20 protein-coding genes and 3 pseudogenes are annotated in these 23,975 nt (G+C 53.7%); 19 read left to right on the top strand and 4 right to left on the bottom strand.

From position 1 onward, the window contains the following. The first annotated feature begins 4 nt into the window (after nt 1-4). The 12 genes and pseudogenes from KVG85_RS06180 (at nt 5) to KVG85_RS06130 (ending at nt 12,957) form a co-directional block, all read left to right on the top strand. A complete protein-coding gene (locus KVG85_RS06180) occupies nt 5-3,094 on the top strand; it encodes a hypothetical protein (protein WP_217863281.1) in 3,090 nt (1,029 codons plus the stop codon). Beyond that, complete coding sequence (locus KVG85_RS06175; protein ID WP_217863280.1) at nt 3,091-4,056, top strand: tetratricopeptide repeat protein; 966 nt, start codon at nt 3,091-3,093, stop codon at nt 4,054-4,056. Before KVG85_RS06180 ends, KVG85_RS06175 begins: the two co-directional genes overlap by 4 nt. Before the next feature lie 20 nt (nt 4,057-4,076). Continuing rightward, a pseudogene (locus tag KVG85_RS06170) lies at nt 4,077-5,864 on the top strand (type VI secretion system Vgr family protein); the annotation flags it as partial. After that, nucleotides 5,864-6,703 carry a DUF4123 domain-containing protein gene (locus KVG85_RS06165; protein ID WP_217863279.1) on the top strand — a complete coding sequence of 280 codons (840 nt, stop codon included), beginning with the start codon at nt 5,864-5,866 and terminating at the stop codon, nt 6,701-6,703. The pseudogene KVG85_RS06170 and the gene KVG85_RS06165, both read left to right, overlap by 1 nt. 51 nt (nt 6,704-6,754) lie before the next feature. Further along, nucleotides 6,755-7,231 carry a DUF3304 domain-containing protein gene (locus KVG85_RS06160; protein WP_217863278.1) on the top strand — a complete coding sequence of 159 codons (477 nt, stop codon included), beginning with the start codon at nt 6,755-6,757 and terminating at the stop codon, nt 7,229-7,231. After that, nucleotides 7,228-8,247, top strand: coding sequence for a hypothetical protein (locus tag KVG85_RS06155; RefSeq protein ID WP_217863277.1), 1,020 nt, complete (start codon nt 7,228-7,230; stop codon nt 8,245-8,247). The genes KVG85_RS06160 and KVG85_RS06155 overlap by 4 nt, the downstream gene beginning before the upstream one ends. A gap of 47 nt (nt 8,248-8,294) precedes the next feature. Further along, complete coding sequence (locus KVG85_RS06150; RefSeq protein ID WP_217863276.1) at nt 8,295-9,047, top strand: hypothetical protein; 753 nt, start codon at nt 8,295-8,297, stop codon at nt 9,045-9,047. A gap of 149 nt (nt 9,048-9,196) precedes the next feature. Then, nucleotides 9,197-9,421 (top strand): annotated as a pseudogene (locus KVG85_RS25925) (bacteriophage T4 gp5 trimerization domain-containing protein); the annotation flags it as partial. Nucleotides 9,422-9,693: 272 nt separating this feature from the next. After that, complete coding sequence (locus tag KVG85_RS06145; RefSeq protein WP_225926636.1) at nt 9,694-10,767, top strand: tetratricopeptide repeat protein; 1,074 nt, start codon at nt 9,694-9,696, stop codon at nt 10,765-10,767. 171 nt (nt 10,768-10,938) lie between these two features. Then, complete coding sequence (locus KVG85_RS06140; RefSeq protein ID WP_217864940.1) at nt 10,939-11,907, top strand: tetratricopeptide repeat protein; 969 nt, start codon at nt 10,939-10,941, stop codon at nt 11,905-11,907. 291 nt (nt 11,908-12,198) lie between these two features. After that, nucleotides 12,199-12,468 carry a DUF2790 domain-containing protein gene (locus tag KVG85_RS06135; protein WP_217863275.1) on the top strand — a complete coding sequence of 90 codons (270 nt, stop codon included), beginning with the start codon at nt 12,199-12,201 and terminating at the stop codon, nt 12,466-12,468. Nucleotides 12,469-12,558: 90 nt separating this feature from the next. Continuing rightward, nucleotides 12,559-12,957 carry a hypothetical protein gene (locus KVG85_RS06130; protein WP_217863274.1) on the top strand — a complete coding sequence of 133 codons (399 nt, stop codon included), beginning with the start codon at nt 12,559-12,561 and terminating at the stop codon, nt 12,955-12,957. Here the strand turns inward: KVG85_RS06130 and KVG85_RS06125 are convergent. After that, a complete protein-coding gene (locus KVG85_RS06125) occupies nt 12,954-13,223 on the bottom strand; it encodes a DUF1652 domain-containing protein (protein ID WP_016774885.1) in 270 nt (89 codons plus the stop codon). The two genes, KVG85_RS06130 and KVG85_RS06125, sit on opposite strands and share 4 nt — an antisense overlap. Before the next feature lie 370 nt (nt 13,224-13,593). On the opposite strand from KVG85_RS06125, the gene eco reads away from it, so the two are divergent. Beyond that, nucleotides 13,594-14,079, top strand: a complete 486-nt coding sequence (gene eco / locus KVG85_RS06120; protein ID WP_217863273.1) for a serine protease inhibitor ecotin — start codon at nt 13,594-13,596, stop codon at nt 14,077-14,079. 36 nt (nt 14,080-14,115) lie between these two features. On the opposite strand, the pseudogene ilvA reads toward eco, so the two are convergent. Next, nucleotides 14,116-15,105 (bottom strand): annotated as a pseudogene (gene ilvA, locus KVG85_RS06115) (threonine ammonia-lyase, biosynthetic); the annotation flags it as partial. A 250-nt stretch (nt 15,106-15,355) separates the two neighbouring features. On the opposite strand from ilvA, the gene KVG85_RS06110 reads away from it, so the two are divergent. Then, the gene (locus KVG85_RS06110; RefSeq protein ID WP_217864939.1) at nt 15,356-15,712 is read left to right on the top strand and encodes a DUF2834 domain-containing protein; all 357 of its coding nucleotides are present in this window, start codon (nt 15,356-15,358) and stop codon (nt 15,710-15,712) included. 68 nt (nt 15,713-15,780) lie between these two features. Continuing rightward, the gene (locus KVG85_RS06105; RefSeq protein WP_217863271.1) at nt 15,781-15,957 is read left to right on the top strand and encodes a hypothetical protein; all 177 of its coding nucleotides are present in this window, start codon (nt 15,781-15,783) and stop codon (nt 15,955-15,957) included. A gap of 15 nt (nt 15,958-15,972) precedes the next feature. Here KVG85_RS06105 and KVG85_RS06100 read toward each other — a convergent pair whose 3' ends face one another. Both KVG85_RS06100 and KVG85_RS06095 read right to left on the bottom strand, forming a co-directional pair. Next, nucleotides 15,973-17,274, bottom strand: a complete 1,302-nt coding sequence (locus KVG85_RS06100; protein WP_217863270.1) for an ATP-binding protein — start codon at nt 17,272-17,274, stop codon at nt 15,973-15,975. A 4-nt stretch (nt 17,275-17,278) separates the two neighbouring features. Next, entirely contained in the window at nt 17,279-17,980 is a 702-nt protein-coding gene (locus KVG85_RS06095) for a response regulator (protein WP_016774890.1), read from the bottom strand. A 253-nt stretch (nt 17,981-18,233) separates the two neighbouring features. On the opposite strand from KVG85_RS06095, the gene KVG85_RS06090 reads away from it, so the two are divergent. The 4 genes from KVG85_RS06090 (at nt 18,234) to KVG85_RS06075 (ending at nt 23,964) form a co-directional block, all read left to right on the top strand. Then, nucleotides 18,234-19,391, top strand: coding sequence for an efflux RND transporter periplasmic adaptor subunit (locus tag KVG85_RS06090; protein WP_217863269.1), 1,158 nt, complete (start codon nt 18,234-18,236; stop codon nt 19,389-19,391). A gap of 15 nt (nt 19,392-19,406) precedes the next feature. Further along, nucleotides 19,407-22,499: a multidrug efflux RND transporter permease subunit gene (locus KVG85_RS06085; protein WP_217863268.1), complete on the top strand. Its 3,093-nt coding sequence runs from the start codon at nt 19,407-19,409 to the stop codon at nt 22,497-22,499. Nucleotides 22,500-22,645: 146 nt separating this feature from the next. Beyond that, nucleotides 22,646-23,287, top strand: a complete 642-nt coding sequence (locus KVG85_RS06080) for a DUF1345 domain-containing protein (protein ID WP_073476620.1) — start codon at nt 22,646-22,648, stop codon at nt 23,285-23,287. 167 nt (nt 23,288-23,454) lie between these two features. Continuing rightward, complete coding sequence (locus tag KVG85_RS06075) at nt 23,455-23,964, top strand: hypothetical protein (RefSeq protein ID WP_122506813.1); 510 nt, start codon at nt 23,455-23,457, stop codon at nt 23,962-23,964. Nucleotides 23,965-23,975 lie beyond the last annotated feature (11 nt).

The raw sequence follows: 23,975 nt of genomic DNA, 5'->3' as shown, positions 1-23,975 counted from the left end.
AGCCATGACGGTTTCAACCGAACAACCTAAGCAGCCACCGGTGGCATTAGAGCCGGAAACAGATGTAAAAGCAAAAAGTGCTGAAAAATTTGGAGAAAGGATTGGTACCGGATGCTCTAAAGAATATGAAGACATTATTTATGTTACAGCACAAAGGAAGTTCTGGCTTATCACCAAAGAGGTAACAGAACAACTGGATGAAAGCGCTGCACTAATGTCAAAGCGCGTAGCTGTTACGGATCGCCTTGAGAGAATGCAGCAACTTGACAAAGCAGGCTTAATGGCATGTTTCGCTTCACCAGCACTTTCTTCCTTCCTGAGAGATGAAGACAAGTTACGTTTCGATGAACTTGACGACCGAATTACTAAGATTGAAACCTCCAACAAAAAAACATTAGAATCGGCTAGCGCGCAAAGCGATGCAACTCGTCGCCGCATTGATATTTATGAAGCAGAAAACTCTGCAAACGAATCTCTTCGCAGCGATATTCTTTCTCTTGCAGAGGAACGAAAGCAACTTGAAGAGAAAGGACGAAAAGAAGCATTAGCGAAAGGATACATCGAGGAAAATGGTCGCTTATACAGCCCGCGCGAAATAAAAATCAGTGGACTTATAGGTATCTACTGCAAATACCGGGAAGCCTCAAAAAAGAAAGCATTCACAGAAAATGACTTTTTCCTAAAGCGTGAAGCGCCCATCTGGGAATTGCTTACTCATTATGAAAAACTTCTCGAACGTACAGAAAAAGAGAAAAAAGTCGATGGCTTATTAAAGGAAGATATCACTAAGCGAATTGAACACTTAGAAAGCGTTCTCGCAGAATATACAAAAGTCATTCTCGACTTAGCGGATCTAGGGATCGCCACTCCAGAATTCGCGCTCAACCCTGAAAGCCAACGCGCAGGAACATTGTGCTTTCATGACTACATGCAACTGGACAAAGAGTTAGACTCTACAGCCAAGAGTATTATTACTGAGTTCGACAAGTGGTGCGCCGCTACCGGAGATAGGGCAACACCTCCTTCGTCGGTATTTATTAAGAACCAAAATAAGTATCTAGAAACCCAAGAAAAGTCTCGATTGATGCGGCAGCAGGCAGAAAAAAACTTAATTACTGTAAAGCCTTACAGATTGCTGCTCTGGGATCCGAAAGCATACACACCTAAGCCAGTTGACTCACTAGTCAAAGCTAGTATTCCGCTTCGGGAGGTCAGTATGGCCTCTTCTAATAAACCACTTTCTCACTTCAGCCTGATGGATTTACGCTCATATGCGAATAAGGGAATGTATGAATTATTAAAAAACACCAAAATTAAAGGTATTGCGAAAGCAGATGAAGATGCAGCTTTCACCAGCTATCTGGTAGAAAAGGGATGTAAATCATTAGAAATCAACACTGAATGGTTTGAAAAAGGCTTATTTCAGCCTGAAAAACTTTTCAAATTCCTTGACCAGGAACACTTCAAAGTCAAAAGCATCCAATCCCCCTCGAGCCAAAAACCGTGGGGAGAAAATTTGCAAGCGATGATTTTCGAAGATGATACATTGCGCCAACTGGCCCTGTTCGATAATAGCTATCCTGCAATGTTTGTAAGAATGCTGGGCGTGGGAATAGTACCCGCGATACATGGTAGAGCAGAAGTCAGCGGCCCGAAGCTTAAGGACAAGAAGCTAGCCGGCATAGAACTCGGAATGGAAGTTTCTCTAGCTCGTGGTGAAGTAGATATACTCGACCTAAAACTCCCTGACCCCGCAAATATAAAGCCAATAACCCTTGACTATATCTCTTACAAGGGCGAACCAAAGGTTTTAGAACTTGGCGAATATTATCTAGAAATAAACGCCAAAGCATGGGGCTTTGTTGGCGCCAGTTTGATTCTTGCTCGAGACCTGAAGGTCAGTTCCGAGCATGGCAAACTGGGAATTAGCGGATCCGATGACGCCATCGAAAAAACTACAGAAACAGTGAAAGACGCAAGTGTAGACCCCGCGAAGCCTAAAGAAACCGAGCCAGATGTAAAACTTTTTTTTGGAGCTCAAGTCGGCTGCCAAATAACCGGACAATTAAAATGGAAGCCCCCTACTAATATCCGCCCGGCGCCTCCAGTTCCAGGTTACGCACGTACAAATGCCTGGAATACACTCGCAAAACTCGAAGTTAGCGTAGCTGGCGGCGCTGGAGCCTCGTTGCATGGTGCTTTCTCAATAAGTATGAAAGATGGTCGTTTGAGATTGAACGCTAAGGCCTCGTTATTTTTTGGATTAGGTGCATCAGGTTCTGTTAGTTTTGAAATTGACGCTAAAAGTGTAAGCGATTGGTTGAGAATGATCAGAACCGCGCTTATTGAAAATGACATGCACCGACTAGAATGGATTGATGAAAGTGCATTTAGCTACTTAAGCAAGTTATCGTTTCTGGGCATCGTCACGATGGGGGATATCGCTTTCTATGCCGCGCAGACTGAAGCAAGAGTCAATCAGCTTTACGACTCTATGACAAATGGAAATCGGGCAAGCCTGATCGGCTATAGCATTGCCAGTTTTCCAGACAAAATGGGCTATAAAGAGTGGTTTGCGGGCCTCCAGCCTGAAGCAATTGGCCCACTTCTTCACACACTTTGTAGCTCGCCGCGGCCATTTAAGGCAGCAGACTCCTCTGAAACTGCAACCGCTAAGAGCTTCGATTCAACTCAGGCAATTGTGTATCAACAACAGGCTATCGGATTTTGCATCGAGTGGATCGCTCAGTCCCCAGTCAAACAAGCCTTCAATAAAACCCAGCCAAATGAAGCTCAACGGCAGTTTGAGGAGGCGGTTTCACGTATGAACCCGCACGGAGTAACGTCCGAGGAACCAAAACTTGATTTTTGCAAAAATCTTTATCGCCTGAATAAGTTTATGGAAGAGCAAACAGGAAAATTAGGCGCTGAAAGAACAGCTATTGAATTCCGGCGCTCAGAGTATAGAAACAACATTTCCATCTTGGGCCAACACATAAATCATCTGTGCAGCACTCAAGTTGAGACCAGTCCGCTCGGCTTTATCTCAGACGCTTACAATAAAACCACTACAGTTTACTCAGGACAAAAATGAAGCCCTTAACCGCAGCTTTGCTTTTTTTTACATTAATACCTGGGCTTTCGTTCGGCGCACTCACACAAGAGCAGTCGCAAGCCAAACGCAAAGGCATCGAACTTTACAATCAAAATCAATGGTTTAAATTAGAACCATATCTGAAGATTTCAGCCGAAGCGGGTGATACTGAATCGCAGTATTTTTTGGCAGAAACCCTACGCCACCAAAAAATGTTTATGACGAAGGAAGCGCAGCATTGGTACGAGGAGGCTGCGGCCAAAGGTCACGTATATGCAATGTTAAGGCTCAGTGAGAACAGAGAGCTTTGCACCCTCACTGAGGAATGCAAGCAAGATGAAACGTATTGGATAAATACTGCGCGTAAAATAACAAAGGAATGCGCGGACTCCGGTCAAAAAAAGTGCCTACTCATGATGTACAACGCCACAGCAGAAATTGAGTGGCTTAAAAAATCTGCAGAAGCCGGCGATCCTCTCGCGCAAAATCTTCTTGCGCATCGTTTTGAGGAGGGTGAGGGATGGTTTTTACTTCCTTCTCAACGCCAACAAGCTGTTATGAAATGGGCGAAGGCTTCGTCTGATGCAGGATATCCGCCAGCCATGCTCGAATGGGCCTTAGAGTTAGCGAAAGAAGGGAGCGCGGAAGCAGCTAAAAATGCGCTGATAAGTTCCGCAGAAACTGGATATGTAGACGCTGTATTTGAGTACGCGGCAGCTCTATCTTCTGAGGATCACAGCAAAAAATATGAAATAGTGCTGGACAAGGCAAAATCTTACGCCCTATTCAGTCTGCTTTCTGAACTGGGAGACAGCAGCCCTGGTGACTTAGCACAAAAGCAGACTTCGATCCTAGCTAGCAGCATGTCGAGCGACGAAATCAAAAAAGCAAAAAAAATTGCTCAGGACTGGAAATCTTCCCACCCCCCTCTTTCCTATTTTGCACCTGAATTTGGCTTCTAAGTTTTGAAAAAAACAGTACAAACCATGATCAGCAGATCTTCCAGCAACTGACGGTGCCGAAAATCATCGCCCAGGTGCTGGAAGATCGCGGCATTCTCTCTGACGCCTACAGCTTCCAGCTCAACGCCGAGTACCCGGAACGCGAATATTGCGTGCAATACGACGAGTCCGACCTGCATTTCATCCAGCGCCTGTGCGAAGAGGAAGGCATCCACTTCCACTTCCAGCACAGCAGCAGCGGCCACAAACTGGTGTTCGGCGACGATCAGACGGTGTTCCGCAAACTGAAGCCGGTCAGCTACCAGCAGGACTCCGGCATGGCTGCGGAGAAACCGGTGATCAAGCGCTTCAACCTGCGGTTGGAAACTCGCACCACCCGCGTCAGCCGCCGCGACTACGATTTCGAAAAACCCAAGCTGCTGCCCGAAGGCGCGGTCAAATCCGAATTCGCCCCGGACCTGGAAGACTACGACTACCCCGGCCGCTTCACGACTCGCGAGCGCGGCAAGTTCCTCTCAACCCGCGCCCTCGAACGCCATCGCAGTGACTACAAACTCGCCGAAGGCAAAGGTGATGAACCGACGCTGACCAGCGGCCATTTCCTCACGCTCGCCGAACACCCGCGCGCCGAGTGGAACGACCTCTGGCTGCTGCTGGAAGTCTTCCACGAAGGCAAACAGCCGCAAGTGCTCGGCGAAAACGTCACCAGCGACGTCACCGACAACAAAAGCGATTTCCACCAGGGCTACCGCAACAGCTTCCTCGCCACCCCATGGCACGCGCACTACCGCCCTGCCCTCGAACACCCGAAACCGAAAGTCCTCGGCAGCCAGACCGCCGTCGTTACGGGTCCTGCCGGTGAAGAGATCCACTGCGACCAGTACGGCCGCATCAAGGTGCAATTCCACTGGGACCGCGACGGCCAGTCCGACGACAAAACCACCTGCTGGATGCGCGTCGCCAGCGGCTGGGCAGGCAGCGCCTACGGCGGCATCGCCATCCCGCGCATCGGCATGGAAGTCCTCGTCACCTTCCTCGAAGGCGACCCCGACCAGCCCCTCGTCACCGGCTGCCTGTACCACAAGGAAAACGTCGTCCCCTACGACCTGCCCGCCAACAAGACCCGCAGCACCTTCAAAACCCTCAGCTCCCCGGGCGGCAAGGGCTACAACGAATTCCGCATCGAAGACAAAAAAGGCGCCGAACAGATCTACATCCACGCCCAGCGCGACTGGGACGAAAACATCGAACACGACCAGAAAATCCGCGTCGGCAACGAACGCCACGACACCGTTGAAGCGAATGTGTTGAGCGAGTTCAAGGTCGAAGAGCACCGGATCACCCATCTGGACCGCATCAGCGAAATGCGCGCGGATGATCACCTGACGGTGGGTGTGACGCAGCATGTGAAGGTCGGCACGGCGCAGTTTGTCGAGGCTGGAACCGAGATTCACTATCACGCTGGTGAGAAAGTGGTGATTGAGGGTGGCATGGAGCTCACGGCCAAGGCTGGCGGGAGTTTTGTGAAGGTTGATGCGGGTGGTGTCACGATTAGCGGCACGGAAGTGAAGGTGAATTCGGGTGGTGGTCCGGGAGCCGGTACCGGCATTCAGATCCTCGCCCCATTCATTCCGGGACTCGCAGCCTTTGATAACGCCGGACGCCTGATGCAAACCCGCGCTAACCAGATGATGCAGGCGGAGTCCCTCGCCGTGACGCCGAAACTCAAAGCACCTACCGGCATCTGCGTCGAATGCCTGAAAAAAGCCATGCGTGAAAAACTCGCCCTGCAATCGGGGGCCAATTGATGACAAAGAGTGACGCAGCGAAAGCATGGGGCGAAGCGCAAAAGAACGCTCAGTCGATATTCGCGATCGTTGAGATCGGCCTGTTGCCAGAACCCTCTCGATTGCAGTTCGTCAGAGCTGACCCGTCACGACGGCCGTTGATGGTGCAACCGGAATTCGCCGAACTGCGCAACTACGGCCCGTGGCTGGTCGACGTTAGCCACATGGATTTCGAAGCCTTTCTCGCTCACGAACACTTCACCGGCTGCACCGCAATGGCCAGTTGGATTCGTACCAACTGCTCAACCGACAAGCTCGCCGCTCACCTTAGTGATGCGTTGCTGGCAAAGAATGAAGCAGGCGAAGTCTTGATGATCCGTAGCTACGCGCCAGAAGTCGTGCCAATGCTGCACGCACGCGATGATCTGTCTTGGCATGCGTGGCTGTTTGGACCGCTGCAGGAGTGGTGGGTGCCAGCAGAAGAAGATCAATGGCACTGTCTGAAGGGACTCAACCTTGAAAAGCCCGGAAGATACGAGCCTATCTTTCTTGACGGAAAGCTGTGGACGGACATGGAGATCGATCCTCTACCCTACAGCCTCACCACTGAACTGGAAAAAGAAGCGCCTGAAGTGTTTGCCAGCACCTGTCACGGCGCCCGTTTGAAACAAGTGAAAGAAGCGCTGGACGCTGGCCGCAGTGAAGGTTTAACGGACGCGGAAGACGTCACTCTATTTGCCACCCTGCGGTTGATGAACCCTAAGTTTCCAGAGAACTGGCCGATGTGGACTCAAGCTAAGGAGCGAACATTTAGAGAAAAACTGCCGCTTGGAATCGTTATACAGCAGCTGTCTGACTGAACCTTCAATTTCTATATAACATCGCTTTGTAAAATGACACGGGAAACATTGATGTCGCTGACCATGAATAGCTCGAATGAACGACGATGGAAACGCCGATCTTCAGCGATCGTAATTCTGATTCTCGCGGTATTTTTCGTGGGATTTTATATTTACACCAAAACCCGAATATCCGGCGCTGCTCTCACCTCCCACAATTATATGAACAGACCAATAGGTAGCTTTTGGGTAAATGACAACTGGGGAGGAAATGGTGGCGTGACCTGTTGCTGGAAGATGTCCGGCGACACTGCGAAGGTAGTTTGGATCCTGAGCATGTCGAAAGCTCAGGAGGATCAAGGAATGAAAATAGAAAGACATGAAGAACTAATGCCTATGCCAAAGCGCAAGGCTGGGGACGACACGCTGCATGTTTACTTTCTTCCCGGTAATAAAATAGAGCTCACGTGGTCTGCAACTACGCTTGATAAAAACTCATTCCGCGAAAATAAGACTAAAGAAACCAATGGACAAGGGAGTCATCCATGAGCGAACCAAAAAACTTATGCGATGCACAAGCCATTAGCTCGCGCTTAAGTTCGTCCACAGGATTAAAAAAGAGTTCAACGCTACCATGTGAAGCAACATTACATGTTGGATTTTTTTTCGATGGAGTTAGTAGAAACCTAGAAGACGACTTAAAGGAAGAAAGAGTTACCAATATTGGCAGCCTTTTTCTCGCGTATCCACACGAGGAGAACTCTGCACCATCCGATCCGGCCAGTCAGCATCATAAATTCTATATATCTGGGCTTGCCACATCGTTTGACGCTACCTTAGGCACGAACTCGACTACTAGCGCAGCCAACCTCAACGGCGCAATCAGCAAAATCAAAGACGACGTTTCCAAACTACCGAAAGATAATTCCACGGAAGCTGTTGTTGACGTAGGCAAAGACGTATTAGCCGGGAAAAACTGGTGGGACAACTTTACAAACAACCTAAAACCCAGGAATCTTATTTCCGCTATTGCTACTACAGCAGCCAAGGCTTCGGTCGAAGGTATTTCTCCCGTCCGTGACCAAGAAATAGTTTTCAGTTTACTTAAAACTGGTGTAGACACTCGCCTAGAGGCCGCAAGTAATCGTTTTGAAAAGCTTGTAGAGGACGTCAAAAAATCGAACTCGATCTCGATCAAAAAAATTTCAGTATCGGTGTTCGGTTTCGATTATGGCGCTACGCTTGCGCGAGCCTTCGCTCATAAATTATTTGAGGCGTGCGACCCTGGTACTACCGTCTACAAAGGTGCAAAGCTGGAAGTGGTTTTCGCTGGGCTGTTCGATGCGGTAGATCGAAGCATGGAAGCATCGGTGGTTCGAGATTTTTTACTGCCAATTTCCAATTCAGTGGATGATGGAGAGTGCTTGCCAGGTCCAGTCAAGTCGGCACTTCACCTAGTTGCTGCTCATGAGTGTAGAGGTGACAGGCGTGCACGTCTAATCGGCACCGGATCGCTTACCCCCGATGGGAAGAACGGTTGGTTCCGGGCACGAGCTCTGACGTAGGGGGCGGATTGGCGAAAAAAAGTGCCTCGCACAGCCGAGAGCTGCACATGGTGGCTTTGCACGAAATGTATCGTGCCGCCTATAGTGCTGGAGTCCCCTTCCCCTCTATGGCGAAACTTCAAGAAAAAGATAGATACGTGGCTAGCTTCTTCGAATTTCATGATCACATCAATGGCACCGGCGCTATTGAGGCGAGCAAACGATACACGAGCCTAGCTGGCAATAAAAAAGTGTCTGCCGACGCTTTTCTAGCTCATCGCCGCTTATACATCCAAAGACTTCGTGGACTTTGGGAATTGTATAGTGGACAACACCGTGCTTATAGCGAACAAGAAGATCGCTTGAAACGCCCATTATTGGGTGACTCCGGAACATTAAAACGCTTGCTGGGAATGGGCAGTGAAACAGAAGTTCAAGCTAGTAAGCGCGACGCGGCTCTGGAACAAACTCGCAAAAGTAAAGATGTACTTCGCAGCGAGCTTGGCTGGTTAGAGGACGTTGATAGGGAAGCCAAACGCCTGAGCATCGGACTCGCAACTAAAGCAGAAAAAGCATTGCTGGACGAATGGTTTGTGAAGGAGTCGAAGAGTCTCAGCTTCGATATTGAGGACCTGCTGGAATTCTATGTAAATGACAAATTCATGGTAAGCCAAATGTCACAATCACCAAGCTCGACCAAGTATTTTTTAGTCAGAGAATTTGACATTCCTGACCTAAATAAAACAAAAGGGATGGCCCCCGACTTTATGGAACAGATGATGCGAAAAACGCCCGCAGACTCTTCAGGTGCATCGACCTAAAAGCATGAGACTCAAGGTCTGAGAATGAATCTTTTGATTTGGATTCCATTCTATTGACGGATATTGCGGAGGACGAATGCCAAAAAAACAGAATTCGCGACGGAAATAAATAGCTCTCGCGGTAAACGGCCTGGCGGCTTAGTTATGCGATCCACGCCCAGCGCGACGGGGAGGAAAACATCGAACACAACCAGAAAATCCGCGTCGGCAACGAACGCCACGACACCGTTGAAGCCAATTTATTGAGTGAGTCCAAGGTTGAAGAACAACGGATTCCCAATCTGGAACCCATCAGTGAAATACGCACGGATGATCACCTGATTGTGGGCGTCACGCAGTATGTGAAGGTGGGTCCAGTGTCGTCTGCTTCAGCAGCAGGCTGTTGAGCGCATACTAGGATTGATTGTCCGCCAAGCGGAAAAGCAAGGAACAATAACCCTTGCCCAAGCACAATTTGAAGAAGCATGCATGAGCATGAATCGGTTCGGAACCAAAGCCGCAGACGAAGCAGAACAGCTATATTGCGAGAATCGACTGCATATGGACAATTTCATGTCAGAAGCAATTCTGCGACTGCACGACGATGCGAACGACGAAATGCGTGCCCGGTATAAAGCGCACGTGAACCTTTTAGGCGCGAACCTAGATGGCTTTTGTCACAGAACCCGATACTACGGACAAACTTTTGTTCCTGGCGGAAAAGCAAAATATGTCCCTCCAGCTAAATACATCAAGGGATAAAAAAATGTTGCGCACACTTATATATATAGCAACCGCAATTGCAACCCTCTTATCAAACAATGTACTTGCCGAGCTTACACCAACTCAGCAGGCCGCAAAAACTCGTGGGATAATGCTTTTCAATCAATACAAACCAGCAGAACTGGAACTTCGCATAGCAGCCGAAGCGGGCGATGCGGAAGCACAATTCTATTTAGCTGACGAGCTTCGTCAAAAAAAACAAGGAATGACTGTCGAAGCGCAAAAATGGTACGAGGCATCAGCATCACAGGGTGATTATTATGCGATGTTTAAACTCGCCACCGTATCGGAAGACCTGTGCTCGGTTGTCAACCAATGTCCTGCTAGTAGTAAAAAACCAAGTGACTGGCTAGATTTATTGATAAAAACTGCTACGCCTCGCGCTTTGGGTGGCGACGGCGAAGCGATGGCTGTGCTTTACAACGCGACTGCAGAGTTGGATTGGTTGCAGAAATCAGCAGCGGCTGGATATGCGCCGTCACAGTGGTTGCTCGCTAATCGTTACGCCGAGGGGGAAGGCACATTTTTGCTACCTTGGAAAAGAAAGAGTGCCGAGGAGGAGTTGCTAAAGGCTGCTTCGGAAGGAGGTTACCCTCCTGCAATGATCGAATATATTTCGATTCTTTCCCAGCGAAATGATCTGGCAGGTGTTCGGCATTGGTGGGAAGAAGCGGCGAAAACCGGTTATCAAAATGCCGTCGCAACCTATGGTGCATATCTTTCCCACACGCCCGACAAAGTTGGCTACCCCGTCGATTTGATCAAGGGCTACGCACTGGTCTCTTTGCTTAAAGAATTGGATGGCGGTGGAAACGTTCAAGTCTATGTGGAAGGGAAGCTTCCTAAAATTGCTGCAAAAATGACATCGAACCAGATTGAGGAAGCGGAAAAATATGCAATTGAGTGGAAGGCCACCCACCCGCCCCTTTCTTTCTTTCCAAGGAAATTAGGTTTTTAATTAGTAATGAAGCAGAATGCAAGAAATAACCGGTACGAGGCTAATCTTCCCGAATTAGAACAATCGACAGCCTTGTCGATCGCGCTCCGCCGTATCGTTTTCAAAAGTTTTGCAAAGACCGATATACCAGCGAAACAACTGCAATCGAGAAACAACTCAGCACTTACACTGATGAAGGTGATCCCCACTACGCTTATTTTATTAACGCTAGCGTCGACCCAGTCATTCGCGCTTACGAACGAACAATCTCGGGCAAAAATCAAGGGCATTGAGCTATACAATCAATACAGAGCGACTTCTGCAATCCCGTTTTTAACAACAGCGGCAGAAGCGGGAGACCACGAAGCTCAATATTATTTAGGAGAAGTTCTTCGTAAGAAAAATCATTACATGAACGAGGAGGCCAAGAAATGGTATGAAGCGTCAGCAGACCAGAGCGATCTCTATGCCATGATCCAATTGGGCCGCATTGAGCATGATATATGTAAAATATCCAACGACTGCCCTCCTTCTCACAAGCAACCAATAGAATGGTTAAATCAGGCAAAAAAAATAGCTCAAGAAAAAGCCGAGGCTGGTGATGCGGAGGCAATGTGCATAATGTATGAAATCACGCTAGATGATGCGTGGTTGGAAAAATCCGCCTCTGCGGGAAATGCATTTGCGCAATACTGGATGGCGGTATCCCTCAAACAAGGTGATGGTTTTCTCATGCCTTGGAAACGAAGCGAAGCAGTTGAAAAGTGGTTTAAGCTATCTGCTGAAGGCGGCTACCCAAAGTCAATGATGGAATACGCTGCGATATTGTATGAGCGCGGCGATATAGAGGGATTTCGCCACTGGAATGAGCAAGCAGCAATAGCAGGTTATGCGGAATCAGTGTATGGATATGGCTCATATCTTGCTCATGAGCCCGACACATATGGATTTCCATATGACCCCGTTAAAGGCTATTCACTAGTTTCATCCTTAAGTATTCTGAACGGCGGGGGTGGAATGCAAGAAAATGTTGAATACAAACTCCCTCTCATTGCAGCCAAGTTGACACCCGCACAAATTTCCGAAGCGCGCGAGCAAACAAAGAAATGGGCCGCTACACATCCTCCGCTGTCTTTTTTTCCTGAAAAACTGAGTCGTTAATTCACTTTAATCAATAATGAGTTAGGACGCGTACTACTTGAGAGCCATGATCAGGATCATCGCTCCTGGTTATGGCTGATCGGCAATCGCTTCAATGCAAATATCTTTGGTTAAATGTGCTTGCCGTATGATCCCCGATCTATTCAGCCTAATTAGTCCAATTAACCCTCCCTTAATTCTCAAATCAAAGACTCTACAGTACTGTTCTGCTCAGGCATCTCGCTGAAATCGACTGCAGCAGGGTCGTCAGGCTTCGTGCCGGGCGCCTATCCGTTACGCTGGAGTCTTCTCATGAACATCCGTCCCTTCCTGCTCTCCGCCACCCTCGCCTGCGCCGCTTTCGCCGGGTTGGCCCAAGCCACTGATACCTCCGCCACTTCCGATGCCTTGCCCTACCAATACGGCATGCCACTACACGTGGCGAAGGTGCTTTCGCTAACCGAGCCGCCGACCCTGGAATGCAAAGTCATCACCGCCGACATGAAATATATCGACAACACCGGCAAGCCCGCACAAATCAGTTACAGGAAATTATCAGACGCATGCCGTCAGCAGAACTGACAGACGCTTCTGATTTTCCGGTTCGCCATAGGCGTGGGGTGGTTTCGGCGGGTATGCTCGGGGCCTTCCCTACTGCCGCAAGGACTGGCCATGCAGTTGTCGTTCCGCACGTTGTCGAGCTTCACTTCCATCCTGTGTTTTTTACTGGCGCTGGTCTGGGGATTTTTTCCGGAGGTGTTGCTGGCGATCTGGAGTATTGGCTATTCGGAAGGCACCGGCGTAGTCGCAAGGCGCAGCGCGGTGCTGTTTGCGGCGTTGGGGGTGATGTTTTATTTGCTGCGCAATGCTCCGCCGTCAGCGGCACGCAGTGCACTGAGCAATGGTTTTATCGTCGGCTGTTTCGGTTTGGCGGGGTTGGGTTTTGGCGAATGGCTCAATGGTCATGCCGGCCCCGGGATTTTGCTCGCGGTGCTGGTCGAGTTCGCGCTGGGCCTGGGTTTCGTGCAGGCCCGGCGCGTGACGGTCGAACTGGGTGAAACGGTGGGTTAAACGGCTCGAGAACGAGCGCTGGTTTGATGTGTCGTGGTTTGTTGCGCGAGGTCGGAACGCAGGCCAGCGACCAGGTTGTTGATTTCACGGCAGCTGTTCAGGCGGCTGGCGTCGATTCCACTGACGTAGAGATCGGCCTGGTCGGTCCGATGGTCGCCAAATACTTTGACGGACATCGACAAGTCGGGTGACAGCGTGCACTGGCAGCGTTTCGGCAGGAAGCTGCTTTCAATGATATTGCGTAATTCCAAGGCAGATAAAAACATGGCGAACCCTCTCCTTTCTGTGCGATTGCCAATCAAGTATTCACGCTGACCCTTTGCTGCGCCTTCACGGGTGTGCCCCCGCTGTTTCCTTGGTGCGGCAAATGGTGGTACTGCGAAATGCCCATTGGAGTGTAGGCGCCCAAATCCGGTGCGCCTCACCGGAAGAACGCATAAAACGTGCCTTTGATCGGTTCGTTTGGCGCCCTTCAAAATCAAGCACTTGGAAAGATGGCCAGTATCCTGCTATTTGCAAAATGCATGAACCGACCGCCGGTCCACTGCAATCTGCAATCTCCGGCTTGAATTTGCTTTCGAAGACCATGACGGCAAGAATGTCTCCCATTGCAATTCAACCCGCACGGAGGCTTCCATGAATTCCTTACGCATTGGCGCGATCACCGGCCTGTTAATCGCCAATCTTTCCACCCTCGCCCACGCCGCCAAGCTCGAAGACGTGGCGCCGTATCCCAAAGCCGAAGCCGGGTTTACCCGTCAGGTCATCCATCTGCCCAAGCAAGAGCAGGAAGAGAATTTCCAGGTTGAAATTCTCGCTGGCAAAACCCTGGAAGTGGACTGCAACCGCCAGCGCTTGGGCGGCGTCCTCGATGAAAAAAATCTGCAAGGCTGGGGCTATCCCTTCTATCGCCTGGAAAAGGTCATCGGCCCGATGAGCACGATGATGGCCTGCCCGCCCGGCAGCCAGAAAAAGCGCGCTTTCGTTCCGGTCGTCGGTGATGGCTTCATGTTGCGCTACAACAGCAAGTTGCCAGTCGTGGTGTACGCGCCGTCGGACGTCGAAGTGCGCTATCGCATCTGGTCGGCGTCGGAAAAAGTCGGCACCGCCCTGCAGGAATAACCCGAGCGCTTGTTACGCCGGCACGCCGCAAGCAGCGGCGCGCTCGGCGACATGGCGCAGGCTGTCGAAGTTGATGTTGGCCCCGGAGTCGATGGCGACGAATGTCTGAGCGCGAACGCCGCTGCGCGCCACGTACTGCTTGATCCCCGCCACGGCCAACGCGCCTGAAGGCTCTGTGATCGAACGGGTATCGTCGTAGATATTCTTGATCGCGGCGCAGAGCTCGTCATTGCTGACCGTGATCACTTCATCTACGCAGCAGCGGCAAACCTCGAAGCCATACGCGCCGATCTGCGCCACCGCCACGCCATCGGCGAAGGTGCCGACGCTGGGCAGAACTACCCGCTCGTCCGCACCTAAAGCCGCTTGCAGGCACGCCGAATGTTCGGACTCGACGCCAACGATCCTTACTTCCGGACGCAGGTATTTGACGTAGGCCGCGATGCCAGCGATCAACCCTCCGCCGCCGACCGGGATAAAGATCGCATCCAGCGCGCCTTGATGCTGGCGCAGGATCTCCATGGCCACGGTGCCTTGGCCGGCGATTACGTCTGGGTCGTCGAAGGGCGAAACGAACGTGCTTCCGCTCTGCTCGGCCAATTGCAGCGCATGAGCGAGAGCAAACGGGAAACTCTCGCCATGCAGCAGTGCTTCAGCACCGCGACTGCGCACGCCCAGCACTTTGAGCTCAGGGGTGGTAGACGGCATCACGATGGTTGCTGCGATGCCCAGTTCCCTTGCCGCCAGCGCTACACCTTGCGCGTGATTGCCCGCCGATGCAGTGATCACACCTCGCGCTTTCTGCTCATCGCTCAGTTGCACGAGTTTGTTGTAGGCGCCACGGATCTTGAAAGAGAACGTCGGTTGCAGATCTTCGCGCTTGAGCAGGACCCGATTGCCCAATGCTTCCGACAACGCTGGCGCCGACTGCAACGGCGTGCGCACCGCAATGTCGTACACCGGCGCGGCCAGGATCTTTTTCACGTACTGCTCGAGCAGGGCTTGCTGGTCGGTGCTGTGTGGCATGGTCGTCTCCTGACATTTTGCAGAACCCCGGAGACAGAAAGTAAAAACCCGCCTCTAGGGCGGGTTGGGTGCTGCAGTCGTGAGCTAGCCCGCCAAATGAGGAATGGCGGTAATAATGCTTGGCTGGCAGCGCGATACGGTGAAAGTCATGGGCTGGAAATTAGCCTGCCGGCAGATGACAAGTCAATGGTCAATTGTGCGTCGCGCCGGTAGGCTGGCGATTCTGCTCATCACACCAAGGAAGGAAAGCATGATGCCCATCGCCCTGCCTCTCACCGCTTTGCTCGCGTTCAGTGGGTACACAGTTTCGCTAATGCTCCAGGCTGAACAGTCACTGATCGACTTCGGCATCAGCCTCATGTCACGACCAGACACCGCGCAGGTAGTCATCGATCTGTACCTGCTGGCGACACTGGCCGGGGTATGGATGGTCAAGGACGCCCGGGCTCGCGGCCGCTCGGTCTTATCGGTAGCGCCTTATTTGCTGCTGACGGCAGTGTTCGTTTCAATAGGGCCGTTGTTGTATCTGGTGGTTCGCGGGATCCGGGAGCGGCGCAATTCGGGCGCGACGGCGCCGGTCCAGCCGCACAAATTTGAATCTTCCTGAGAACTGAACAGTCACTGCAAAGGAGAACAACAACTTCCGCTCCGAGCCGATGAAAGTGTAGATTGACCATGAATATCCGCCAAGCACTGTTCGCCGTCCCGCTGCTGGTCGCCGCCCTGTCCAGCCCTGCTGTTTTCGCCGTCGATGAAAGCGACGCCGTCAAGAAACCCGAGTGCCCGAAAGGCCAGGTCTGGGACAGTAAAACCCAGCAATGTGTGCTGCAGACCAGCGGCACGCAGCCCTGATATCCGTCATACGGTTCAGGCCGTGGCCGGCAACCACAGCCTGAATCGCGCGCCACCCAGCGGCGAACTTTCAACCGTCAAAGTGCCGCCCTGCGCTTCGAGCGCTCGGCGGCTGATCGCCAAACCGAGGCCGAATCCGCCGGTCGCGCGATCACGGCTGCGGTCGAGCCGATAGAACGGTTCAAAGATCCGCTCGCGCTCGTCGTCGGGAATGCCAATGCCATCGTCGTCAACCCAGATCTCACATCCGCCCCCAATGACCTGCACGCCAATCTGAATGCGCTTTTCGCAATAGCGCATGGCATTGCGCAACAGGTTCTGGATGGCCCGAGCGGTAAGGCGCGGGTCCAGCGCAAAGCGTTCGAGCTGTCCGTGCAGCAGGACGTCGATCACAATTTCCGGCGATTCCAGTTCCTCGTCGACGCTGCCCAGAATGCTGTCGATGAACTCGTCCAGCGACACCTCGATGCGCTCGGGCAATTGCGCCGGATTCTGTAAGCGGCTGTAGGAGAGCAATTCCAGTACCAGTTCATCCAGTTCACGGATGTGTGCGACCAGGCTCTGCAAGCGCTCGCGGCTGGCGGCCGGCAAGTCTTCCGACAAGGCCAATGCCAGGCCGAAATCCAGACGCGTCAACGGCGTACGCAGTTCATGGGAAACGGCGTTAAGCAGATCACGTTGCTGGTTGAGCAGGTTCTCGATATCGCCGGCCATGGTGTCGAACACGTTGGCGAGGCTGCCGATGTTCGAACTCGGGGCGATCTTGGTTCGCTCGCTCAGATGGCCTTTGCCGAAGCGTTCAGCAGTGCCTTTCAGCCGTTCAAGATCTCGCCAGTGTGGACGCAGCCAAAGCAACAGACAGCCGAGCAACATCGCGCCGATCAGCACGTTGATGCTCCAGTACAGCAGGTCGACGTCGACCGGATCCGGCGGCACGACCATGCGCACCGCCATGTCCGCATTCAGCGGAGTCACCGCCAACGTTCGCCAGCCCCAGTCGCCGATGCGCACCACGTTTTCACCACGATGCAGACGTTCCTGCTCGATGGGGGTGAACACCGGGTCGTCGATTGGCGTCAGGACGATGTGCAGCGGCTGGAATTCCTTGTCCATCTCCGCCGCAATCGCCGGCCACTGCTCTTGCGGCGCAGCATGAAACTGCTTGGTGATCAGCGATTGCAGACCTCGGGAAAAGTCCAGGTTGTAGGTGACGAAGCGATCCCGGAAGGCCATGACCACCAGATCCGGCACCAGATAGATCGCCGCACTATAGGAGACGATCGTCACCAGATACAGGCGAAACAGAATGCGAAACATCAGCTCAGCATTCCCACTCGGAGCGGCTGAACAGATAGCCCTTGCCCCACACGGTCTTGATCTTGCGCGCCTCGCCGGCGTGATCATCGAATTTGCGTCGCAGCTTGGAAATCGCCACGTCCACCGAGCGGTCAGTGCCATTGAATTCAATACCGCGCAGCCGCTGAAGAATCTGATCGCGACTCAGCACTTCGCCGGCGTGCCGGGCCAGCACCACCAGCAAATTGTATTCGCCGCTGGACAGCTCAACCGCTTGATCACGCCAGGTCACGGTGCGTTCGGACAGGTCAATGCACAGATTGCCCATGACGATCCGGTCATTGACGGCCAACGGCTCGCCCAGGCTGCTGCGGCGCAACAAGGTACGCACCCGAGCCAACAGCACCCGTGGCTCGCAGGGTTTGGTGACGTAATCGTCTGCGCCCATTTCCAGGCCCAGCACTTGATCATGGCTGTCATCGCGGGCTGTGAGCATGAGGATCGGCAAGGTCGCTGAATCGGCGCGCAGCAAGCGGCACACTTGTAAACCGTCGAGACCTGGCAGCATCAGATCGAGGATCACCAGATCCGGCGGACTGATCCGCGCCCGTTCGCGCACATGGTCGCCACGGCCGATGACGCTGACGGAATAACCGTTGCGCTCCAGGTAGCTGGAAATCAGTTCGGCGAGGGCGGTGTCGTCTTCGACCAGGAGGATGTTGGGCATGGGGTGTTCCAGAAAATGCTGGGGCGACAGTCGGGGCTCATTCGCTCGCACATTGAAATGCGATCTCCTGTGGGAGCGAGCCTGCTCGCGAAAGCGATCGAACTGTCGCAATAAATTTCAAGGCCTGCAGGATATACGCCCTCACCCGCTACTGAGCAAAACCCTTACACAATTTCACACAGCAGCTACAAAGCTTCACCGCTAACCTCCCCGTCTGGCCGTAGGATGCGGCCTTCAATATTGGGGGTTGTACATGTCTGGAAAACTGCTGGCCGGGCTCGGCCTGATCGCATTGGCGCTGACGCTGAGCGCTTGTGATTCATCCTCGAACGCCGAAGAGCAGACGCCGCCGGCCACGGTGCGCGTCGAGACCATTAAAACCGAGCCCCTGTCGATCAGCAGCGAACTGAGCGGCCGCATCGCCGCGCCACGGATTGCCGAAGTGCGTGCGCGAGTGGCCGGCGTAGTTTTGCAACGCACCTACCGCGAAGGCAGTGACGTGAAAAAAGGCGATGTGCTGTTCCGCATTGACCCGGCGCCGTTCAAGGCCGATCTGGACAGTGCCGAAGCCGCGCTGCGCAAAGCCGAGGCCAACGCCTTTCAGGCGAAACTGCAAGAACAACGCTATGCGCAATTGATCGAGGACCAGGCCATCAGCGGTCAGGACTACGACAACGCCCGCGCCGCTGCCCGGCAAACTGCCGCCGATGTCGCCGCCAGCAAGGCAGCGCTGGAACGGGCGAAACTCAACCTCGGTTATGCCACCGTCACCGCGCCGATCTCCGGCCGTATCGGCCGCGCGCTGGTCACCGAAGGTGCGCTGGTCGGGCAGAACGAAACCACGCCGCTGGCGCTGATTCAGCAGCTCAACCCGATCCATGCCGACCTCACCCAGTCGACTCGCGAACTTAATGAACTGCGCCGGGCATTCCGTTCCGGGCAGTTGCAGGAAGTCGGTCAGGATCAGGTCAAGGCCACACTGATTCAGGATGACGGCAGCCTGTATCCATTGCCTGGCAAGCTGCTGTTCAGCGACATTACCGTCGATCCGGGTACTGGTCAGATCATCCTGCGCAGCGAATTTCCCAACCCGGATCTCGACCTGCTGCCGGGCAGTTTCATCCGCGTACGCCTTGAGCAGGCAACCATTCAGAACGGCATTACCGTGCCGCAACGCGCGGTGCAGCGTGACAGTGCCGGCATTGCCCAGGTGCTGACCGTTGATGAGCAGATGCGCGTGGCGCAGCAACCGGTGCAACTGGGTGCGGTGCAGAACAATCGCTGGATCGTCACCGGCGGCCTGAAGCCCGGCGACCGCATTGTCATCGAAGGCCTGCAACACGCCCGTCCCGGGGAAACAGTGCAGATCGACGAAACCCCTCTTCCACTTGCCCAGACCACTGGTCAGTAAGCAGGACGCTCTTATATGCCGCAGTTCTTTATCGATCGCCCGGTGTTCGCCTGGGTGGTCGCCCTGTTCATCCTGTTGGCTGGTGCGCTGGCCATTCCGCAGTTGCCGGTCGCGCAATACCCGGACGTCGCACCGCCGCAGATCGAAATTTATGCCGTCTACCCAGGCGCCTCGGCGCAGACCGTCGATGAGAGCGTGGTCAGCCTGATCGAGGAAGAACTCAACGGTGCCGATCACCTGCTCTACTTCGAATCGCAAAGCAGCCTGGGCAGCGCGACGATCAAGGCGACGTTCCAGCCGGGCACCAACCCGGAGCTGGCGCAGGTCGATGTACAAAACCGCCTGAAGGTGGTCGAGTCGCGCCTGCCGCAAGCGGTCAATCAGCAGGGTTTGCAGGTGGAGAAGGTCTCTTCCGGTTTCCTCTTGCTTATCACTTTGACTTCCAGCGACGGCAAGCTCGATGACGTGGCGCTCAGCGATTATCTGGCGCGCAATGTGATGAACGAGATCAAGCGCCTGGACGGCGTCGGCAAGGCGCAGTTGTACGGCGCCGAGCGGGCCATGCGCATCTGGATCGATCCGCAGAAGCTCATCGCCTTCAACCTGACGCCGGCTGATGTCAACGAGGCCATCGTTGCGCAGAACGCCCAGGTTTCCGCCGGTAGCATCGGTGATCTACCGTCGCCTTCAACTCAGGAAATCACTGCGACGATTCTCGTCAAGGGCCAGTTGTCGACGCCGCAGGAATTCGCCGACATCGTGCTCAAGGCCAATCGCGATGGCTCCACGGTACGCATCGGTGATGTCGCGCGAGTGGAGATCGGCAGTCAGGAATATCAGTTCGGCACTCGCCTGAACGGCAAGCCGTCCACCGCCGTCGGCGTGCAGCTCTCTCCCGGCGCGAACGCACTGAACACCGCGACGCTGGTGCGGGCGAAGATGGATGAACTGGCGCGCTACTTCCCGGCCGGCGTGGAGTACAAGATTCCGTACGACACCTCGCCCTTCGTCAAAGTCTCGATCACCAAAGTGATCTACACACTCGGCGAAGCGATGCTGCTGGTGTTTGCGGTGATGTTCCTGTTCCTGCAGAACGTGCGCTACACGCTGATCCCGACGCTGGTGGTGCCGGTGGCGCTGATGGGCACGTTCGCGACCATGCTGGCGCTGGGCTTCTCGATCAACGTGCTGACCATGTTCGGCATGGTGCTGGCCATCGGCATTCTGGTGGATGACGCGATCGTGGTGGTGGAAAACGTCGAACGGATCATGGCCACCGAGGGCCTGTCGCCCAAGGAAGCCACGCGCAAGGCGATGACGCAGATTACCGGCGCGATTATCGGCATCACTCTGGTGCTGGTCGCGGTGTTTATTCCGATGGCGTTCATGCAGGGCTCGGTCGGCGTGATCTACCAACAGTTCTCGCTGTCCATGGCGACGTCGATTCTGTTCTCGGCGTTTCTCGCCCTGACGTTGACGCCGGCGTTGTGCGCGACCTTGCTCAAGCCTGTTGCCAAGGGCGAGCATCACGAGAAGTCTGGCTTCTTTGGCTGGTTCAATCGTCGTTTCGAGCAACTGACCGATCGCTATCAGGGTTGGGTCGGCTATGCGCTGAAGCGCACCGGTCGCTACCTGATGATCTACGTCGTCCTGTTGATTGGACTTGGGTTCTGTTTTGCGCGCCTGCCCTCCTCGTTTCTGCCGACCGAGGATCAGGGTTACACCATCACCGATATTCAATTGCCGCCCGGCGCGACGAAGAACCGTACTGTACAAGTGGCCGAACAGCTCGAAGCGCACAACGCCGGTGAGCCGGGGATCAGTGACAGCGTAGTGATCCTGGGTTTCAGCTTCTCCGGTAGCGGCCAGAATGCGGCGCTGGCGTTTTCGACGCTCAAGGATTGGTCTGAACGTGGCGGAGACGATTCCGCCAGTTCCATCGCCGACCGCGCCAACGTTGCCCTGAGCCAGATAAAGGATGCCATGGCGTTCTCGGTGCTGCCGCCGCCGGTGGATGGCCTCGGTACTTCCAGCGGTTTCGAGTTCCGATTGCAGGATCGCGCAGGCCTCGGTCACGCGACGCTGATGCAGGCGCGCACCGAACTTCTGGCCGCCGCCGAGAAAAGTCCGGTGCTTATGAACGTGCGCGAAAGTGCTCTGGCCGAAGCGCCGCAAGTGCAGTTGGTTGTAGACCGCAAGAAGGCCAATGCCCTGGGTGTATCGTTTGCCGAAATCGGCAGCGTGCTGTCCACTGCGGTGGGTTCCAGCTACATCAACGATTTCCCGAATCAGGGCCGCATGCAGCGCGTCGTCGTGCAAGCCGAAGGCGACCAGCGCAGCCAAGTGGACGACTTGCTGAAAATGCACGTGCGCAACAACGCCGGGAACATGGTGCCGCTGTCGGCATTCGTCCAGGCGAACTGGATTCAAGGTCCTGCGCAGTTGACACGGTACAACGGTTATCCAGCGATCGCGATTTCAGGCGAACCGTCACCGGGTCATAGCACCGGCGAAGCCATGGCGGAAGTCGAGCGTCTGGTCGCGCAGGGGCCGAAGGGTCTGGGCCAGGAATGGACTGGTCTCTCGTTGCAGGAACGTTTGTCAGGCAATCAGGCGCCGATCCTGCTCGGCTTGTCGCTGCTGGTGGTGTTCCTGTGCCTGGCGGCGCTGTACGAGAGCTGGTCGATCCCGACTTCGGTGTTGCTGGTGGTACCGCTGGGTGTGCTCGGCGCGGTGCTGGCGGTGACGTTGCGCGGGATGCCCAATGATGTGTTCTTCAAGGTTGGACTGATCACCATCATTGGTCTGTCGGCGAAGAACGCGATCCTGATCATCGAGTTCGCCAAGAGCTTGTATGACGAAGGTCACGATCTGATCGATGCGACGTTGCAGGCCGCGCGTTTGCGTCTGCGGCCGATCGTGATGACATCGCTGGCGTTCATTCTCGGTGTGGTGCCGTTGGCCATCGCCACTGGTGCCAGTTCGGCAAGTCAGCAGGCGATCGGCACTGGCGTGATCGGCGGGATGATCACCGCTACGCTGGCAGTCATCTTCGTCCCCGTGTTCTTCGTCGTCGTCATGAAGCTAGTACAACGATTCACCAAATGACACTGATCTAATTGTAGGAGCTGCCGAAGGCTGCGATCTTTTGACTTTGCTTTTAGAAGATCAAAAGATCGCAGCCTTCGGCAGCTCTTACAAAAGCCGGATCGCCTGCGCTATGGTGCGCTGACAGTTCACCAACGTGAGTCACCATGCGCTTCCTCGCCCGTACGCACCCTCGCCTTTCCGGCGCCGCCCTGTTCGGCCTCGCAACGGGTCTGCTGGTCCCGGCCGATTCCATCGTCAGCAAAATCCTCATTGGCTGGAACGTCGGTGTCTGGACTTACCTGGTTCTGATGTTCTGGCTGACCATACGCGCCAAGGCCCCGGATGTGCGTCGCATCGCCGAGATCGAGGATGAAAACGCCGGACTGGTGCTTTTCGTCGTGTGCATCGCCGCGCTGGCAAGCCTGGCCACCATCACATTTGAACTGGCGGGCAGCAAAGATCTGGATAACACACACAAATTGATGCACTACGGCTTCACAGCGCTGACGGTGATCGGCTCATGGCTGCTGATTGGGGTGATCTTTTGCGTGCACTACGCGAGGTTGTTTTACACTTGGAACGGCAAGGAGCCGGCACTGCATTTTGCTGAAGGACTGACCACCCCCAATTATTGGGATTTTCTGTACTTCTCGTTCACCATCGGCGTGGCTGTGCAGACTTCGGATGTGGGTGTTGCAACGCGGGATATTCGAAAGATTGTGCTGGCGCAGTCGCTGATCGGTTTTGTGTTCAATACGGCGATCCTCGGGTTCTCGATCAACATTGCAGCAGGGTTGTTCGGCTGAAAAACACGGCTTGTTCTTGCAGTTCAAAGCTCACAAAAACGTACGCCTGTAAACTGTCAACACTGACAGTTTACAGGCGTACTGTATTCACGCTTCCATACAACATCCAGAAGTAGGACGGGTAAGTCTTTGGATGTCCCCAACCATATTGTATGGAAATAAAACTCATGAGCTATGCAGCCCGAGCCTACACGACGATCTTTCCGGTTTTAGCGCCGACCTATCTGTCAGCCACGATCAACGGCGATGCCAACCCACTCTACAGGTTTGTCAAAATCCCTCAATTCATGGAGTTTCGATCTACCTCTGTGCCTTCCTTCGGGCCGAAGCCCTACCCGGAAGGCCTGCGTTACGTCCTGACAGCTGGACACACTAAGGATGGTGTGACGCGTACGCTTGAGTTTGTGTTCCCTTTTAAACCCCAATCGTTGACCTATGACCTGTCCAAAGATAGCGATGATGTCAGAAGTACCTACTATTCCAATCCTGCGACGGGTGATCTGCACGTCTCTGTGAGCGGGAGCCTGACATTGAAATATGACGACATTGAAAAAACCCTGAGTGGCACTTGGTCCGGCACATATGACCATGGTGGAGAGAACGGCAACGAAGAGTTTCCGATCACTGGGGAGTTTGTCGCTAACGCAGACTTGAGCAAGAGAAAAAACGCTTACTGACTACGACAAAA

The sequence above is a fragment of the Pseudomonas triticicola genome, assembly GCF_019145375.1.
GTDB classification, from domain to species: Bacteria; Pseudomonadota; Gammaproteobacteria; order Pseudomonadales; family Pseudomonadaceae; genus Aquipseudomonas; species Aquipseudomonas triticicola.
Note: the sequence above shows the minus strand (reverse complement) of the source record. Positions and strands in the feature narration are given on the sequence as shown.